This is a genomic window from Acinetobacter baylyi DSM 14961 = CIP 107474 (assembly GCF_000368685.1).
Lineage (GTDB): Bacteria > Pseudomonadota > Gammaproteobacteria > Pseudomonadales > Moraxellaceae > Acinetobacter > Acinetobacter baylyi.
Genome location: NZ_KB849626.1, coordinates 600,189 through 619,423, shown reverse-complemented (window position 1 = coordinate 619,423; position 19,235 = coordinate 600,189). Strand labels below are relative to the sequence as shown.

Sequence of the window (19,235 nt, the reverse complement as noted above, 5' to 3'; positions counted from 1 at the left end):
GACATCGAGGTGCCAAACACCGCCGTCGATATGAACTCTTGGGCGGTATCAGCCTGTTATCCCCAGAGTACCTTTTATCCGTTGAGCGATGGCCCTTCCATACAGAACCACCGGATCACTAAGACCTACTTTCGTACCTGCTCGACTTGTGGGTCTCGCAGTTAAGCGCGCTTTTGCCTTTATACTCTACGCGTGATTTCCGACCACGCTGAGCGCACCTTCGTACTCCTCCGTTACTCTTTAGGAGGAGACCGCCCCAGTCAAACTACCCACCAGACATGGTCCTCGCCCCGGATTACGGGGCAGAGTTAGAACCTCAACATTACCAGGGTGGTATTTCAAGGATGGCTCCAATGGAACTGGCGTCCCATCTTCATAGCCTCCCACCTATCCTACACAAGTAAGGTCAAAGTTCAATGTCAAGCTGCAGTAAAGGTTCACGGGGTCTTTCCGTCTAGCCGCGGGTACACCGCATCTTCACGGCGAATTCGATTTCACTGAGCCTCTGCTGGAGACAGCGCCGCCATCATTATGCCATTCGTGCAGGTCGGAACTTACCCGACAAGGAATTTCGCTACCTTAGGACCGTTATAGTTACGGCCGCCGTTTACTGGGGCTTCGATCAAGAGCTTCGCTTACGCTAACCCCATCAATTAACCTTCCAGCACCGGGCAGGCATCACACCCTATACGTCCACTTTCGTGTTTGCAGAGTGCTATGTTTTTAATAAACAGTTGCAGCGGCCTGGTTTCTGCGGCTGTCAATCGCTCAGGGAGCAAGTCCCATCACCATCAACAGCGTACCTTCTCCCGAAGTTACGGTACCATTTTGCCTAGTTCCTTCAGCAGAGTTCTCTCAAGCGCCTTGGTCTACTCGACCTGACCACCTGTGTCGGTTTCGGGTACGATTCCTGTGTAACTGTAGCTTAGAGACTTTTCTTGGAAGTATGGTATCAGCCACTTCGCTAGTAAACTAGCTTGCTATCGACTCTCAGCATAGAGCACCCCGGATTTGCCTAAGATGCATGCCTACTGTCTTCCACCTGGACAACCAACGCCAGGCTGACCTAACCTTCTCCGTCCTCTCATCGCATTACACAGAAGTATTGGAATATTAACCAATTTCCCATCGACTACGCCTTTCGGCCTCGCCTTAGGGGTCGACTCACCCAGCCCCGATTAACGTTGGACTGGAACCCTTGGTCTTTCGGCGAACGGGTTTTTCACCCGTTTTGTCGTTACTCACGTCAGCATTCGCACTTCTGATACCTCCAGCAGACTTCTCAATCCACCTTCATCGGCTTACAGAACGCTCCCCTACCACGTAACTTAAAGTTACATCCGCAGCTTCGGCACATAGTTTTAGCCCCGTTACATCTTCCGCGCAGGCCGACTCGACTAGTGAGCTATTACGCTTTCTTTAAAGGGTGGCTGCTTCTAAGCCAACCTCCTAGCTGTCTATGCCTTCCCACATCGTTTCCCACTTAACTATGATTTTGGGGCCTTAGCTGGCGGTCTGGATTGTTTTCCTCTTGACTACGGACGTTAGCACCCGCAGTCTGTCTCCCGGATAGTACTCATAGGTATTCGGAGTTTGCATCGGTTTGGTAAGTCGGGATGACCCCCTAGCCGAAACAGTGCTCTACCCCCTATGGTATTCGTCCGAGGCGCTACCTAAATAGCTTTCGGGGAGAACCAGCTATCACCAGGCTTGATTAGCCTTTCACCCCTATCCACAAGTCATCCCCTGGCTTTTCAACGACAGTGGGTTCGGTCCTCCAGTTAGTGTTACCCAACCTTCAACCTGCTCATGGATAGATCGCCTGGTTTCGGGTCTATACCCAGCAACTATACGCCCTATTAAGACTCGGTTTCCCTACGGCTCCCCTATGCGGTTAACCTTGCTACTGAATATAAGTCGCTGACCCATTATACAAAAGGTACGCAGTCACCGAACAAGTCGGCTCCCACTGCTTGTATGCATGCGGTTTCAGGATCTATTTCACTCCCCTCACAGGGGTTCTTTTCGCCTTTCCCTCACGGTACTGGTTCACTATCGGTCAGTCAGGAGTATTTAGCCTTGGAGGATGGTCCCCCCATATTCAGACAAGGTTTCACGTGCCTCGCCCTACTCGTCATCATTGTGTGTGCCCTTTCGTGTACGGGAATATCACCCTCTACGTTCGCACTTCCCAGAGCGTTCCACTAGAACACACACAACTTAATGGGCTGTTCCCCTTTCGCTCGCCGCTACTAAGGGAATCTCAATTGATTTCTTTTCCTAAGGGTACTGAGATGTTTCACTTCCCCTCGTTCGCCTTGCATGACTATGTATTCATCATGCAATACCTATCTTATGATAAGTGGGTTTCCCCATTCAGACATCTCCGGATCACAGGATATTTGCCGCCTCCCCGGAGCTTTTCGCAGGCTATCACGTCTTTCTTCGCCTCTGACTGCCAAGGCATCCACCACATGCACTTAATTACTTGACTATACAACCCCAAACAGTCGTTAACCCTTACAAGTCAGGTTAAGACAGAACTAAGTTACCTTAGCTCCACAGCTTGTTGTTTCGTGAACTTAATCACCGTACAGCTTCAATCTAAATTCATATACCAAAACGCTTGATTCAGTTAATTTGCTAGTTCTCAGATTAAATATTCATCTAACAATTGCTTGTTAGCTTCTTATCTAATCGAGTTTGAACAATTTATTTCAGACTCAATATTTTCCAATCTGTTAATGAATTAATGTGTCTTCGTCAGATCACACTAAACTGTGATAAATCACAGAGGTTAATAAACTTTATATTTACTAAGCTCTATAATTTTCTTAGCTCCAAGCTCCATCCTATGTGTGCCTGCGCACAGCATAGCTGTTTGCTTAAATTTCAAGGAAAAGCGTTGCTTTTCTGCTCTTGAAATTTGGTGGAGACTAGGAGAGTCGAACTCCTGACCTCCTGCGTGCAAAGCAGGCGCTCTACCAACTAAGCTAAGTCCCCAGCTTATATCATTAATGTATCTTTCTGCCGTAGACTTGGTGGGTCTGACAAGACTTGAACTTGTGACCCCACGCTTATCAAGCGTGTGCTCTAACCAACTGAGCTACAGACCCTCAGATACATCTTAGAAGAACAACTTGTTGTGGATTCTTACCGGTCAATCAATCTTTCGTTAAGGAGGTGATCCAGCCGCAGGTTCCCCTACGGCTACCTTGTTACGACTTCACCCCAGTCATCGGCCACACCGTGGTAACCGCCCTCTTTGCAGTTAGGCTAGCTACTTCTGGTGCAACAAACTCCCATGGTGTGACGGGCGGTGTGTACAAGGCCCGGGAACGTATTCACCGCGGCATTCTGATCCGCGATTACTAGCGATTCCGACTTCATGGAGTCGAGTTGCAGACTCCAATCCGGACTACGATCGGCTTTTTGAGATTAGCATCCTATCGCTAGGTAGCAACCCTTTGTACCGACCATTGTAGCACGTGTGTAGCCCTGGCCGTAAGGGCCATGATGACTTGACGTCGTCCCCGCCTTCCTCCAGTTTGTCACTGGCAGTATCCTTAAAGTTCCCATCCGAAATGCTGGCAAGTAAGGAAAAGGGTTGCGCTCGTTGCGGGACTTAACCCAACATCTCACGACACGAGCTGACGACAGCCATGCAGCACCTGTATGTAGATTCCCGAAGGCACCAATCCATCTCTGGAAAGTTTCTACTATGTCAAGGCCAGGTAAGGTTCTTCGCGTTGCATCGAATTAAACCACATGCTCCACCGCTTGTGCGGGCCCCCGTCAATTCATTTGAGTTTTAGTCTTGCGACCGTACTCCCCAGGCGGTCTACTTATCGCGTTAGCTGCGCCACTAAAGCCTCAAAGGCCCCAACGGCTAGTAGACATCGTTTACGGCATGGACTACCAGGGTATCTAATCCTGTTTGCTCCCCATGCTTTCGCACCTCAGCGTCAGTGTTAGGCCAGATGGCTGCCTTCGCCATCGGTATTCCTCCAGATCTCTACGCATTTCACCGCTACACCTGGAATTCTACCATCCTCTCCCACACTCTAGCCAAACAGTATCGAATGCAATTCCCAAGTTAAGCTCGGGGATTTCACATTTGACTTAATTGGCCGCCTACGCGCGCTTTACGCCCAGTAAATCCGATTAACGCTTGCACCCTCTGTATTACCGCGGCTGCTGGCACAGAGTTAGCCGGTGCTTATTCTGCGAGTAACGTCCACTTATCCTGGGTATTAACCAGGTAAGCCTCTTCCTCGCTTAAAGTGCTTTACAACCATAAGGCCTTCTTCACACACGCGGCATGGCTGGATCAGGGTTCCCCCCATTGTCCAATATTCCCCACTGCTGCCTCCCGTAGGAGTCTGGGCCGTGTCTCAGTCCCAGTGTGGCGGATCATTCTCTCAGACCCGCTACAGATCGTCGCCTTGGTAGGCCTTTACCCCACCAACTAGCTAATCCGACTTAGGCTCATCTATTAGCGCAAGGTCATAAAGATCCCCTGCTTTCTCCCGTAGGACGTATGCGGTATTAGCATCCCTTTCGAGATGTTGTCCCCCACTAATAGGCAGATTCCTAAGTATTACTCACCCGTCCGCCGCTAAGGTTAGTACCGAAGTACTTTCCCCCGCTCGACTTGCATGTGTTAAGCCTGCCGCCAGCGTTCAATCTGAGCCATGATCAAACTCTTCAGTTAAAATCATTTTGTGCCTTTCTTAAAGAACAAGACACCAATTCTGGCTCATCAATTTTCTGACTTAAATTTCGCTCAAATAAACTTCGAGTAATTTAAACCAATCAATCAATGATAATATATCAATCAATCAACCAGTAAAAATCCACACAAGTTGTTCTTCTATTCTCTTAATGATCTTCTCGACGATTCGTCATCATCAAGCTAGGTCGGCTATGTTACTCTAAATCTCTTCAAAGTCAACAGGTAATTTCGATATTTTTAAAACTTATCAATCAATTCAAGAATCTAACCAATCTAGCCAAATCCTTGTTTCTCAACAAGTTTTTATCTGCATCACCGCCAATGGATGTGCATTCTACACCATAACCATACACACGCAACCCCCTAACACCTTTTTTTATTTCGTTTGAATGGTTTTTGAGCATTTTTGCTTTTTTTCTGCCTTTTTGAATGATTATTTGCTTTAATAGTAGAAATAAAGAAACTGTTAAATAAAAACGATCTTATTTAAAATGATATAAACTTTCACCTCATAGATGGTGGTCAAGGATTTCTATGCATTACTCAAAACTTGTCTTTGTCGGTCTTTTATCAGCAGGTATGTCTTTTTCGATATTTGCTCAGGATGCTCAAGCAGATATTGCATCAAATACGTCTGCTCGTCAGGCAGCCATGTCTGATCAAGATACAAATGATCAGTCTTCAAGTACAACCTCTCACTTTCAATCTATCCGCGATTTAAAAAATGAGCTAAAAAATGTGAAGGCAAGTGATTTTAAAGTCAATGCGAATGCCGCACAGCCAGACGATGTAAAAGATCCACTCCAACCATTGAACCGTGAATTTTATGCATTTAATGATATGTTGGATCGCAACATTGTTCGACCTATTGCTGTGCAATACGCGGCAAAAACACCAGAAGATGTTCGTGGTTCTTATCGTCAATTTAGAAAAAACCTAGGTGAGCCTTGGAATGCAGTAAACCAGATTATTCAAGGTCGACCAGGTCGCGCAGCAAAAACCTTAGGTCGTTTTACCATTAATACACTTACTACATTAGGACTTGCCGACCCAGCCCGTCGTTTAGGTTTACCTGCTGAAGAAGAAAGCTTTGGCGTAACGTTAGGTTACTATGGCGTGCCTTCTGGTCCTTTTTTAATGTTACCTTTTTTTGGCCCAAGTACATTACGTGATGGTTTAGGTTTAGCGGTTGATAGTCAGGCAAGGCCTCAAAAATATATTATGGATGATCAGCAAGGACTGTATTGGTCAACTAACCTTGTACAGGCGATTGATACTCGCTCACAGCTTTTAGATATCGAGCAAATACTGCAAGGCGATAAGTATGCTGTTATTCGAGATTTGTATTTACAAAGAAAGAGCTTTCAAATTTCTGAGAAAAAAGGCAATTCAACAGAACAGATCAGTTTTGTGGGAGATGATGACGATGATCAGGATAATGACGCGACGACCTCAAAATAAAAATCTCGAAATGAATCTCGATAAAAAGATTGCTATATGCGTGTCAGATCGCTAGCAATCTTTGGTTTTCTATAGTACATCTACTATTATGGTAAATACGGTTTTTTTGTAAAAGGTAGTGTTCAATCCTCTATGTATTTCATCCAACCCACTCGATCTATTCCTAATTTGGACGATGCGCTCCATGCGTTACCTGATTTACAGGTTATTCACATAGATGATATTGATTTGTATGATCCTACAATTATTGCGATTGCCGATGTTCAGGATTATCTCACCCACCAATGGAACCTTCCAACGATCGTTATTGGGTTTGAACATGAAGGTACTGCACTTTCTCATGCTTGGGAAATGGGCGCTTTAGCAGGTTGGATCTGGGGAAAACTTCCTAAAAATTCAAACGAAGCGTTGCTCAAAATTGATGCAAAGTATAAACGCAATCAGGATAGTCGTGATTTACCTGCAGCAGCAGATTTACAAAAGAAACTGTTACCCAATCCAATTGACCTTTTAGATTATAAAATAGAAGCCTTTTTTCAACCTTCTGCCTATCTGTCTGGCGATTGGTATGATTACTGGAAACTGAATGATAAAGAGGTTTTATTTTATCTTGCGGATGTTTCTGGGCATGGTGTGACCAGTAGTTTGCTAACCTCATGGATGGCTGCGTTTCATGGTCGTTCTAAAACACCTCGCGAATTGATTAAAAAATTAAATGGCATGCTTTTACAGGAAAATATTGAAAAGCATATTACGATGGTCGTTGGAATTTTAAATTTACAAACAAATCAGATTCGTTGGTCAAGTGCAGGACACTACCCACCCCCCATTATTTTTGAACCCAATCAGCCGCCTAAGATTTTAACCACCAGTAGCTTTCCGCTAGGTCTGATAGATGAACTGGAAATTGAAGAGTTCGAATGTACATTGAATCGACACAGTCGCTTTATTGTTTGCTCAGATGGCGCACTTGAGCCATTTGATGGGGGCCTAAATGATCAATTTTCTCAATTACTCGATCATTTGCAAAAACAATCATTCAAAGCGCCAGATCATGTGGCAGATGATATTGCAATATTGAGCTTATGTAGAATGAATTAATATAAAAATCAATAGCTTGTTTTTTTTGAAATCATAATACGACTGTTACCTACTTGAGTATCGATTCACCCTATGTGATAATTTTCCTATCCTTCTCTGAAAATGGCATTTATATGTCAACAGGTCATGTTGAATATGCAAGTCTAGATGGAACGCATATTTTCAAGCTTATTGGTGAAGTGCGCGCCCAATCTTGTATAAGTCTAGACAAACTTTTAAACCGTATTGAACAACAAAAGAATGTTGTTGGAGCGATTGTAGATCTAACTCAAACAACGTTTATTGATAGTACCGTTTTGGGTATTCTGGCGAAGCTAGGCTTAAAACTGAAGCAAGCTCATCATATTCAAGCGGTTATGCTCTCAACAAATCCAGATATCACAACTCTAGCCAACAGCATGGGGCTAGGGCAGGTTTTTGTCATTTTGAATTATTGTGGTGATCCTAATGTATGCACCTTAGAGTTAATGGATGAACATATTACTCATACGGCTATGCTCACCACGGTATTAGATGCACACAAGACACTAATGCGCCTCAATGAAAATAATCAAAATATGTTTGAACCGTTGGTGAAACAACTTCAAAAAGAGCAAGATTCACTTGATGAAGCTTGTAGCAAGCAGAATGCTTAATCTGATCACGGAATGATTTAGCACATGACTTTACTCTCTGTTGCCCAAATGAACTCGCAAAATGACATTGAAGTAAATTTCGGTGTTGTAGAGCATCTCATTAAACAGAGTAAAGCTAAAGATGCGGAGTTGATCGTTTTTCCTGAAAATTTTATCTGTTTTGCTGCAGGTAAACAGCGCGAAACCGCTGCACAGTTTGAAGTGATTCAACAGCGTCTTGAAAAACTGGCGCATCAATATAATATCTGGATTATTGCGGGAACTCTCCCTTGCCCGTTTCGTCCAGATGGATCTATCATTTCTGATGGACGTGTACGTACCGTGAGCCTATGTATTACTCCAGAAAAGACAGAAGCTCGTTATGACAAAATTCATTTATTTGATGTCCAAGTAGGGGATGCTGTTGGTGGCTATCAGGAATCTAGGTTTTTTGAGCCTGGGGATCAGATTGTTATTGCCAAAACGCCTTTTGGTAACATTGGCATGATGGTTTGCTATGATTTACGCTTTCCTGAATTGGCTTTAAATTTAAGAGCACAAGGTGCAAGAATTTTGACTGCACCAGCAGCTTTTACTTATACAACAGGTCAAATGCACTGGCAGCTTTTGCTACAGGCGCGTGCCATGGATAGTCAGTGTGTAGTGCTTGGTGCAGCACAACAAGGCTGGCATGGTGAAAAGCGTCAAACATGGGGGCATACTGCGGCTACAAATAGTCGCGGTCAGCTCTTAGAGATGGTTCATGAAGAAGGTACTGCTTTGATTACTGTAACATTTGATCAAACTGAACAAGATCATGTTCGTGAATCGATGCCACTGATGCAACATCGTCGTTTACTTAAGCTTTAAGGCAATCTTGTTGATATAATCCCAATCACTTTTCCCAAGTTTTAACACAAAGTTATACTTGAGAATTGCCAAAAAATCATGAGGCCTACATGCAGCAAGATGCATCTATTTTAGAGCTCGATAATCAATTATGCTTTTTAATTTATTCGACTAATCTGGCACTTCATCAGTTATATCGAAAACTACTTTCACCTTTGGGATTAACTTATCCGCAATATTTAGTCATGTTGGTACTTTGGGAAAAAGATCAATTGACAGTATCTGAGATCGGTTCACGTTTGTTTTTAGAATCCTCTACCCTCACGCCTTTACTGAAAAAACTCGAACATTTGGGCTTACTTTCTCGTAAACGTTCAACACGGGATGAACGACAAGTGATCATCACGCTGAGTTCTCAAGGCCAAGAATTAAAACAGCAAGCCCTTGATATTCCTCATCAGATTGCACAAGCCAGTGCATGCAACCTAGATGAATTGATGCAGCTTAAAGAGCAACTCGAAACATTAAGAACAAATATTAGTCAATAAATTTATAAAATTTACACAAAAGTAACTTGAACGGTTTTTTATATCGTGTACGATATATTTGTACACAAATTAAAGGTGATTAAAATGTCATTAGAACAAGTTGTTTATACTGCTCATGCAAAAGCTACAGGTGGCCGTGATGGTCGCGCGACCTCTTCGGATAATATTCTGGATGTACAATTAACAGTTCCAAAAGAAATGGGCGGAATGGGTGGCGGTACCAACCCTGAACAATTGTTTGCCGCGGGCTATTCTGCATGCTTCCTTGGCGCAATGAAATTTGTTGCGACACGTGACAAATTTAATATCCCTAAAGATGCTTATGTTGAAGGTGACGTCGGAATTGGCCCTATTCCAAATGGCTTTGGTATTGAAGTAAAACTTCATGTTCACCTTCCTGGTATGGATACAGACGAAGCGAAAAAACTGGTAGACGCCGCGCATATTGTTTGTCCATATTCAAATGCAACACGTAACAACATTGATGTCGATTTTGAAATTGTTACTGATGCATAAGTTTTTATACTGTATGTAAAAAGAGCACCTTTTGAGGTGCTTTTTTAATCAATCTATTCTTCTGATTGGTTGGTTACACGTAATACTTCTTCAAGTGTAGTCTTCCCTGCCAGCACTTTTTTCAAACCATCTTCACGAATTGATCCTGCATGACGACGGGCATACGCCTCAAGCTCGTACTCAGCCGAATTGCCATGTATCATCCTGCGAATATGTTCATCAATTGGAACAATTTCATAGATTGCACTTCGACCACTAAATCCCAGATAAGAACAATGTTCACAACCTTGTGGCTCGGGTAGTTTTAAATGAGGCTCATTAGAAAGATGTTGAAATAACTGCTGTTCAAAATCATCTGCTTCACGCCAGCTCACGCAATGCGGGCACAAAGTACGCACCAACCGTTGTGCAATCACACCAATGAGAGAACTTGATAATAGAAATGGTTCGATCCCCATATCTTTTAAGCGTGTCACGGCGCCAATGGCTGTATTGGTATGTAAGGTAGATAGAACCAAGTGACCCGTAAGTGAGGCTTGCACGGCAATTTCTGCGGTTTCAAGATCACGAATCTCTCCCACCATGACCACATCTGGATCTTGACGTAACATGGCTTTCAGTGCACGAGCAAAGGTCATATCAACTTTGGTATTGACCTGTGTCTGCCCAATCCCTTCGAGCTGATATTCAATCGGATCTTCTGCCGTCAAAATATTACGGGTCTGATCGTTAAGGTCTGACAAGGCTGCATAGAGCGTTGTCGTTTTACCCGAACCTGTAGGCCCCGTCACCAGAATAATTCCATGTGGACGATGTACCAGATATTTTAAACGTTCATAGTCTTCCGCCATTAACCCTAAATGAGTCATATTCAAGCGTCCCGCTTGTTTATCCAACAAACGCATCACCACGCGCTCACCATGTGACGAAGGCAATGTGGAAACACGTACATCGACTTCACGCCCAGCCAGACGCAATGAAATACGACCATCTTGCGGAATACGTTTTTCTGCAATATCTAGCTTGGCCATCACCTTGATGCGCGACACCAGCAACGGTGCAAGCTCACGGCGCGGCTGAACAATTTCACGAAGCTGCCCATCAACACGTAGTCTTACTGATAATTTTTTTTCAAACGCTTCGATATGAATATCTGATGCACTGACACGAATCGCCTCAGAAAGTAAGGCATTGATTAGTCTAACAATCGGTGCATCATCTTCCTGATCCATCAAATCTTCTGCTTCAGGAACCTGATCGGCTAGACTAAGTAAGTCAGGATGATCTTCAAGTCCGGCAGCGACTTGTTGTGATTCACCACGATCTCCTGCATAGCTAGAACTTAATAATGCATTAAATGCTTGCTCATCACATAATTGATCATGTGCAGACTTACCCAACAAACGATGTGCTTCCTGCAATGCAATCCATGCTGTATTTTTTTTGCGTACAATAAAAACCTGATCGCCCTCGTAACGAAACAACACACCATGGCGTTTCGCAAAACTATATGGAATTTGTATTTGTTTAAGTATTTGCATCACACATTTATAATGATCAGAAAGAGACTTTTGAGTGTACTCTAAGCGTATGACAGCGTGAAGTCCGTTTTAAGCAAACTGAGCAGAGGATTTTTTAAACTTGACTCAACAACATGAACATATTGATCGCACTTCGCCGAGCTTAAAATGGTGGGGCGAACATAAATTTGAACTGAATCAAGCCAAAGCTTGGCAATTTGGTTCATTGTTATTTCGTCTGACACGCGGTATTAATGAATGGCGGCTTGAGTACCATCGGCCTCAATATCAATACGATTATGAACAAAACTGGCATCCGATTTCCGATACCAATTTTGCCTGTCCACAACCGCGTAAAATTGAACGTTATATGTTTAAAAAAACGCATGATAGTTTTCAATTAATGCCACGGCTAGCAGATCGTTCGGTGGTGATCAAACCAGTTGATCCGATTTATATCCCAGCAGGACAACGGGGTACACTGTATATCAGTACACCACTATGGATAGCAGGCTTTGTGGAAGGTCAGCGTGATCCTTTGTTTGATATTCCCATTATTCAACCTAAAGATACATGGTTCGGACCAGATCATCGTAATGGTGAAATCTGTTATGCCACTGCTGTGGATGGACGTACAGATATTAACATGCTGAAACCTCGTGCCTTTCGCGCAGTTACACCTGTAGAATTTCATAATACCAGCAGCCAACAGTTGCGTTTTGATCGGATGAATGTTCCTGCCGCCGCGCTCCCATTATTCTATAGCGAAAGTACCCATCGACTCTGGACATCACAAATCAAAGTCATTCATGAAGGATCTGATCGTCCACCGCGTATTCGTATTGAAAATCGGACGCCGCCTCTGGCAGGCGAGGTGATTTATGTACATCCTCCTCGTTCTCCTGGGGGAGCACTTTTTAATATGTTTGATTCATTTTTCTAGGAAGCACTATGGCAGATTCCAATATCCCTAAAGATGTCGCTGTCAGCCTTAAAGGGATTTTTACCAATATTAATCTGGATCGTCTAAGTGAACTTCTGGTTGCACTGGTTCTATGTCTCATCGGATTTATTTTTGCGCGCTTGGTTTCAAATACATTCATACGCACAATTGGTCAACGCTTTAATGCTCACCAAAGAATGGTATGGCGTCGTGGTATTTTTTACTTTATTTTTTTGATCTTCGTGATGGCGAGCCTCAAGGAAGCTGGATTTAAACTCAGCGTCTTTTTGGGTGCTGCAGGTATTTTAACCGTGGCTTTGGGCTTTGCATCACAAACCTCTGCCAGTAACCTGATTAGTGGTTTATTCCTGATTGGTGAAGGCTCTTTTGAGGTAGGTGATACCATTCAAATTACGCTCATTCGCGGACACACCATTGAAGGTCAAGTCATTTCAATCGATTTACTCTCGGTTAAACTGCTTACCCTAGATAATGTCTATGTGCGTTTACCCAATGAACAACTGATTCGTGCCCCTGTCATGAATATGTTTAAGTATCCGATTCGACGTATTCCGATCACACTGGCAATCAACTTTCAGGAAGACATCATGAAAGTGCGAAAAGTATTGTTAGATGTCGCATCAAAATATCCTATGGCACTGGATGACCCTAAGCCAGAAGTTACCGTGACTGCTTTTCGTGAATCATCAATTGAACTACTGTTTACTGTTTGGTGTCGACAAGAGTTCTTTTTAAAATCTCGTGATGAACTCCAAGAACGCATTCGTAATGGCTTTTTGGAAAATCAAATCGAAATTCCTGTTCCCAAAATGGGTTTTGTGGACCGCCCTGCCGTGAGCCCATTGACCAATGAAGAGATTGATCAATATGCCAACGCAGAAGCAATCAAGCGTGAACCTAAAACTTAACCCCCATTAACTACAATATTCTTTAGGATGTGTCACCATACAACTGGGTGGCACACCCATCTCAATCGTATATTCCGATGATGAGACGGCAGAGGATGAATGAGAAGGCATCGGAAAGCCATGGAATGTCCACATCAATAGATAAACGCATCCTAAAACCATAACGATAAAAAATAGAATTTTTAAACTATTTATGACCATCGGTTTGTTTCTCTGTATTCCCATTTCCAATAGGCGGTAAAGGTGCCAGATATGCAATTACAAGCATCACGCCACCTGCACCAATAAATGAAACTACACGGGTCAATGTTCCACTTTGCGATAAATCCAAACCCACCAGTTTGATCACCACAATACCAAGTAAGGCAGCACCTACAAACCAGATTTGGCGAATATGTCGTCGACTTGAATAGGTCATCAAAACAAAGGCCAGAATGACCCAAAGCAAGGTCAGGCTAAGCTGTACGATGCCATTTGACCAGACCGAAAGACTCCATAACGGCGTTGCCAAATAAATATGTAAGGCGCGCACAACCACACTACTCAGCACCATTAATGCAGTCAAAATACCAGTCACTTTGAACGTCCATTCGACCGTTTGATTTTGGGTATTGAAGTTATGTTGATAAATCATCCACAACAAACCAGCCAGACACAATAAAGACATGACATCAACAGGATTAAATACAGGAAGATCATACCCAATAAATGTTTGATCAATTAAATTGAGGTGTAATAACCATAACCAGCTAAGTATCCAGACAGAGATCTGGTCCAGCAAAATAAATTGTTTTTGTTTAAATAGCCACATGCCATAGATAAGTGGAAATATTCCTAAACATAGCCATCCAGATGCAGGCCAAACTGCGCAGCCTATTGCTGCCAAGCTTAACCACAGCAAACCACCCCAATATAAACGTAACTCATACTTTAAATGAGCACTTTTTTGCAGCAGGATCAGAAGCGCTGAAAGTATAATTGTGGTGACAAAAAATGAAAGCTGCTGAGTGGTATTCATCCAATGCGATGATGACAGCACAGCAGATTCGGTTAGCTCAAGATAACACAGTAACAATAAAGCACTCACTAGACCCAACTGTGCCAATGCCCATTCAATTTTTGCCTGGAAATACATCAGCCCTGAAAAAAGCAACAATAAAATTGTGGCTACTGCCAGATAAGGACTTAAGCCGTGTCCTAACCATGCCAACGCATTCACAACAGCAACCGCCCCAGCATACAAGGCAAGACCAAGTGAAATAGTTGCAAAAACCGAGTAACTGCTTTGCTGCTGGGTAAATTTGAATAGAAAGTAGGCTGCTATAAATTGAGCAATGGCATAAATACTGGTGCTCAATACTGGAAATTGCTGATCTGTCCAGAATTGATAAAATAAGGCTATCGAACTCAAAAAGATTAATACCATTCCAAGGTAACGACTGGTTCTATAGCGTTCAGAAACACCCCATACAATCAGTGCTGCACCCTGAATCACCCATCCCACTGCTGTCCAATGAGCGCCTTTCCATAATGGAAAAACCAGAGCAATAAAGACCGAAGCTAAAATAAAGAAACTCTTTGCCAGAATAGAAAGTTCTGATTGTTTTTGTTTAATCCAGATTCCCAAAACCGTATAAAGTATGCCAAGCCCCAATGCACCCCATGTCAATGCCATACTGGACTGATGCATTAAAAATGCATGTAAAGAAAATCCCAAGATTGGCACACTAAAAATCAATCCCACATCCAAAATAGGTGGAAGCTGCACGGTCTGTGAATCAAGGATAGGCTGAGCATTGAAAACTTGAGCTTTAAAAGAACGATATTCTTTTTGAATGAGTTGGCTATAACGGATACTCAACCAAATAAAGAGTAAAATATGCAACCACAGAATAATATCTAAAGTCTGATATTGTGCCTGATCGGCATACAGCATAATAAAACTACTGGCAATTAATCCTGTTGCAAAAAAAGCAATCTGATTCAGAATCTTCCATGGCTTGACAAAATTCATCGCTGCCACAGCAAGATTAATCACCAGATAATAACTGATTAGAAATACACTATCTGGCCGATATTGTGGAATGACCAACGGTGCCAGATAAGCCATACTCAACGCCAACATCGAAAGATAGACCGCATTTTGTTTCAGACTCAATCCCACTGTAATCATCAGTAAGATGATGAAACAGACACTCGCACTACTTAAGCTGGCAATCACGGCATAGTGGTGAGCAAAGATTAATGTTAAAAAAATAACTGCAAGTCCGGCTCCTTGTAAGGCAATGCCAAATAGCGCATTCTTGTTGCGTAAAAACAGGCCAAGTACAGTGACTCCTCCACCTGTTAGCGCAATGCCTAATAATTTTATACTCAGGCTGAGCTGCCAATGTTCACTGGCAAATCTGAGTAACAGCACGACCCCAATCATTAATAATGCGATAGCAACACGCAAAATTGGATTCCCATGCATTAACCACTGAAGCGCAGGTTGCCACCATGCAGTTTTTGTTGTGGAAATTGTTGAAAGTGTTGTCGTGGAATGAGTCGATATTGAATTTGAATCAGGTAATTTTTCTGACTGCGACGTTGTAGTGAACCATTCTGGTGAATTTGTTATTGTAGTCGAATGTGCACTGTTCACTGAAGCTGACTTTTCAACAGGTTTCGGCTCTAATATTTCGTGATCGGTTGGAGGCTGTAATATAGGTTGTTGTCTCACCTGTTCGATTCTAGATAAACGTTCATTTAACGAATTCAAAATTTGCAGTAGACACCATACGCCACCGATAATACCGACCAAAAGTAACGGGATAAGTCCCCAATATGCACCGACCAGACCAACCAAAGCACCAAGTCCAATCCCCCACTGCCAGCCACGACTAGAATGAGGCGTGATATTGGCTAGATATTGCTGTTCGAGCTGCTGGAGTCTTTTTTCAAAATGATTGAATTGCTGCATCACAAAAAAGATTATCAATGCCATCACCACAATCACTGCATTGGTCATATCGAGTGCATAACTTACCAGCAAGCCAATTCCGAGAATTAGCAACACTATTGTCATATTATACTTATCATTTTTATACATGATCAGAAAACAAACTCATTGATTTATAGATTATCTTAAACCATACGCCACAGAGCGTATATTTAGACATACAAAACAACCGTAAAAGTGAATCACAGCATTTTGATGCTTTTTCACGTAGAATAAGACGCAATTGATAGTGAGGAAATGTTCAATGCCACCATTTGTCTTGGTTGATGGGTCTTATTTTTTATTTCGTGCCTTTCATGCACTGCCACCCTTGACCACGTCAACAGGCTTACAGACGAATGCCATTCGTGGTGCAATTTCAGCCATTCAAAAACTCATGCGTCGTACTCAGCCCACGCATATGGCTGTCATTTTTGACACACCTGAACCAACATTTCGTCATGAACTTTCTCCTATTTATAAAGGTGATCGCCCAAGTATGCCAGATGAACTGGCACAACAAATTCCATATCTCCATGCCTTAATCAAGGCATTGGGTATTCCGCTTTACATGCTGCCAGGTGCAGAAGCTGACGATGTCATTGGCACGCTTGCAAAACGTGCTGAAAAAGAAGGTCATCAGGTTCTCATTTCGACTGGTGACAAAGATATGGCTCAGTTGGTCACAGAAAAAGTCACGCTTGAAGATAGCTTCAAAGACAAACCCATGGATATTCAGGGCGTGTTTGACAAGTTTGGTGTCTGGCCAAATCAGATTATCGACTACCTGACTTTAATGGGCGATGCATCTGATGGCATTATGGGTGTTCCTGGAATCGGTGCTAAAACCGCAGCCAAACTTTTAACAGAATATGGTTCAATTGGCGGCATTTTAGAAAATGTCGACCAGATTAAGGGTAAAGTCGGTCAAAATATTAAAGACAACGCCGATGGTATTGTCATTGATCACCAACTGGCCAGTATCGTTTGTGATCTGGATTTGGCACTGACCTGGGATGATTTACAATTACGCGATCCGCACGTTGAGACATTACGCAACCTATATACCGAGCTCGAATTTAGAAACCAGTTACAGTCGCTTGATCATCCTCATAATCCTGTGAGTCAAACGTATAAACAAACTGCCCAGCAAATGGACAAGGTAGAAGTCGCACCTCAAATTGAGACAGAAGATCAAGCAAGTCTTACCAGTGAAGATGATCAATTAGGGACAGCAAACTACCATACAGTATTGACTCAAGAGGCGTGGGATGCCTTACTCAAGCGCTTTCAAAGTGAAAAGCGTTTTGCAATTGATACAGAAACCACCAGTTTGGATTATCGTGTTGCAGAAATGGTCGGATTTTCAGTGGCCTTTGATGCTCAGGATGCTTATTACGTTCCATTGACACATGACTATGACAATGCACCTGAACAATTAAATCGCGAGCAGATTCTGGCTCAACTTAAACCGATTCTCGAAGATGAGACTGTCCATAAAATTGGTCATCATCTCAAGTATGATGCGCATATTTTTGCCAATCACAGTGTTGAGCTGAAAGGCTGGTACTTCGATACTATGCTGGCCTCTTACGTAATCAACTCGGTGGCCACACGTCATGGCATGGATGACGTTGCACGCGTGTATTTAAGTCATCTCACCACAACCTTTGAGCAAATTGCGGGCAAAGGGGCCAAACAAAAAACCTTTAATCAGATTGAAATTGAAGTCGCTGCGCATTATGCAGCCGAAGATGCACATGTTACGTATCGCTTATATGAAGTCCTGGCGCAGAAACTAAAAAGTGCACCAGAGCTAGAAAATATCCTCTACAACATCGAAATGCCTGTTGCCCGTATTTTAACAGGTATGGAAGAAGCTGGAATTAAACTGGATCACAGTTTTTTGGGTCAGTTAAGCGTCGAATTTACCGAGACAATTTTAGGACTTGAAAATCAGGCCATTGAACTGGCAGGTGAAAGCTTTAATGTCAGTTCGCCAAAACAGGTCGGTGAGATTCTGTTTGATAAGATGGGGCTTAAGGGCGGTAAGAAAACGGCCACGGGACAGCACAGTACCAGTGAAAGTATTCTGGAAAAAGTTGAGCATCCCATTGCAGAAGTGATTTTGGAACACCGTACGCTTTCCAAACTAAAAAATACCTATACCGATCGTCTGGTCGAACAGTCTCATAATGAAACGCATCGGGTTCATACCAGCTACCATCAAGCCTTGACTGCTACAGGACGGTTATCCTCATCCGATCCTAACCTACAAAATATTCCTATTCGTGGGGAAATTGGCCGTCAAATTCGTAAAGCATTTATTGCACCTGAAGGTCGTATTTTACTTGCTGCTGATTACTCACAGATTGAACTCCGCTTAATGGCGCATTTTTCTCAAGATGAAGCCTTACTTGATGCCTTTCAACACGGTCAGGATGTGCATCGTCGTACAGCAGCAGAAGTGCTGAATATTCCACTCGAAGAAGTCACCAACGACCAACGTCGTCAAGCCAAAGCGGTTAACTTTGGACTACTGTATGGTATGTCCGAGTTTGGTCTGATTCGCCAACTTGGGTTTACCCGTGAAGAGTCGCAAAACTATATCAAGCAGTACTTTCACCGTTACCCTGGTATATATGAGTATATGCAACGTACACGTCAGGTTGCATTAGAACAGGGATTTGTCGAAACAATCTTGGGACGACGTCTATATACCCCAGATATTGATGCGCGTAACATGATGGTACGTAAAGGTGCAGAACGTGCCGCTATTAATGCACCATTACAAGGAAGTGCTGCTGATATTATTAAATTGGCAATGATTGAAGTCGATAAAATGCTACCGAAAGATCAGGCCAAATTATTGCTTCAGGTTCACGATGAACTTGTATTTGAAGTAGATGCAGATCTTGCCGATGAACTTGCTCCAAAGCTTGCTGAAACCATGCAATCGGTAGTCAATATCTCTGTTCCACTATTAGTGGAAGTGGGTCAAGGTCTCAACTGGGAAGAGGCACACTAATTTTTCAAACA

Annotated in this window: 11 protein-coding genes, 2 tRNA genes and 2 rRNA genes; 9 read left to right on the top strand and 6 right to left on the bottom strand. The window is 43.0% G+C overall.

Annotation, left to right across the window (positions count from 1 at the left end; all coding sequences use genetic code 11):
- The 4 genes from F952_RS07120 to F952_RS07105 all read right to left on the bottom strand — a co-directional run.
- Positions 1-2,494, bottom strand: a 23S ribosomal RNA gene (locus F952_RS07120); the annotation flags it as partial.
- Positions 2,495-2,927: 433 nt separating this feature from the next.
- Positions 2,928-3,003 (bottom strand) — tRNA-Ala (locus tag F952_RS07115).
- A gap of 36 nt (positions 3,004-3,039) precedes the next feature.
- Positions 3,040-3,116, bottom strand: a tRNA-Ile gene (locus F952_RS07110).
- 60 nt (positions 3,117-3,176) lie between these two features.
- Positions 3,177-4,714 (bottom strand): 16S ribosomal RNA (locus tag F952_RS07105).
- A 555-nt stretch (positions 4,715-5,269) separates the two neighbouring features.
- On the opposite strand from F952_RS07105, the gene F952_RS07100 reads away from it, so the two are divergent.
- The 6 genes from F952_RS07100 (at position 5,270) to F952_RS07075 (ending at position 9,824) form a co-directional block, all read left to right on the top strand.
- Complete coding sequence (locus F952_RS07100) at positions 5,270-6,196, top strand: MlaA family lipoprotein (protein ID WP_004924601.1); 927 nt, start codon at positions 5,270-5,272, stop codon at positions 6,194-6,196.
- 132 nt (positions 6,197-6,328) lie between these two features.
- Positions 6,329-7,297, top strand: coding sequence for an RsbU family protein phosphatase GigA (gene gigA, locus F952_RS07095; RefSeq protein WP_004924599.1), 969 nt, complete (start codon positions 6,329-6,331; stop codon positions 7,295-7,297).
- A 113-nt stretch (positions 7,298-7,410) separates the two neighbouring features.
- Complete coding sequence (gigB, locus tag F952_RS07090) at positions 7,411-7,932, top strand: anti-anti-sigma factor GigB (protein WP_004924595.1); 522 nt, start codon at positions 7,411-7,413, stop codon at positions 7,930-7,932.
- 24 nt (positions 7,933-7,956) lie between these two features.
- Entirely contained in the window at positions 7,957-8,781 is an 825-nt protein-coding gene (locus F952_RS07085) for a carbon-nitrogen hydrolase family protein (RefSeq protein ID WP_004924593.1), read from the top strand.
- A gap of 89 nt (positions 8,782-8,870) precedes the next feature.
- Complete coding sequence (locus F952_RS07080) at positions 8,871-9,308, top strand: MarR family winged helix-turn-helix transcriptional regulator (protein ID WP_004924591.1); 438 nt, start codon at positions 8,871-8,873, stop codon at positions 9,306-9,308.
- 84 nt (positions 9,309-9,392) lie between these two features.
- Positions 9,393-9,824: an organic hydroperoxide resistance protein gene (locus F952_RS07075; protein ID WP_004924589.1), complete on the top strand. Its 432-nt coding sequence runs from the start codon at positions 9,393-9,395 to the stop codon at positions 9,822-9,824.
- A 53-nt stretch (positions 9,825-9,877) separates the two neighbouring features.
- Here the strand turns inward: F952_RS07075 and gspE are convergent, their stop codons facing one another.
- On the bottom strand, positions 9,878-11,365 hold the full coding sequence (gene gspE, locus F952_RS07070) for a type II secretion system ATPase GspE (RefSeq protein ID WP_004924585.1): 1,488 nt from the start codon (positions 11,363-11,365) through the stop codon (positions 9,878-9,880).
- Positions 11,366-11,465: 100 nt separating this feature from the next.
- Between gspE and F952_RS07065 the strand changes: the two genes are divergently transcribed.
- A complete protein-coding gene (locus F952_RS07065) occupies positions 11,466-12,287 on the top strand; it encodes a hypothetical protein (protein WP_004924580.1) in 822 nt (273 codons plus the stop codon).
- 8 nt (positions 12,288-12,295) lie between these two features.
- Complete coding sequence (locus F952_RS07060; protein WP_004924577.1) at positions 12,296-13,216, top strand: mechanosensitive ion channel family protein; 921 nt, start codon at positions 12,296-12,298, stop codon at positions 13,214-13,216.
- A gap of 187 nt (positions 13,217-13,403) precedes the next feature.
- On the opposite strand, the gene F952_RS07055 is transcribed toward F952_RS07060, so the two are convergent.
- On the bottom strand, positions 13,404-16,307 hold the full coding sequence (locus F952_RS07055; protein WP_004924575.1) for a DUF2339 domain-containing protein: 2,904 nt from the start codon (positions 16,305-16,307) through the stop codon (positions 13,404-13,406).
- Between the two features lie 154 nt (positions 16,308-16,461).
- Here F952_RS07055 and polA point away from each other — a divergent pair, with 154 nt between their 5' ends.
- A complete protein-coding gene (polA, locus tag F952_RS07050) occupies positions 16,462-19,224 on the top strand; it encodes a DNA polymerase I (RefSeq protein ID WP_004924572.1) in 2,763 nt (920 codons plus the stop codon).
- The last annotated feature ends 11 nt before the right edge of the window (positions 19,225-19,235 follow it).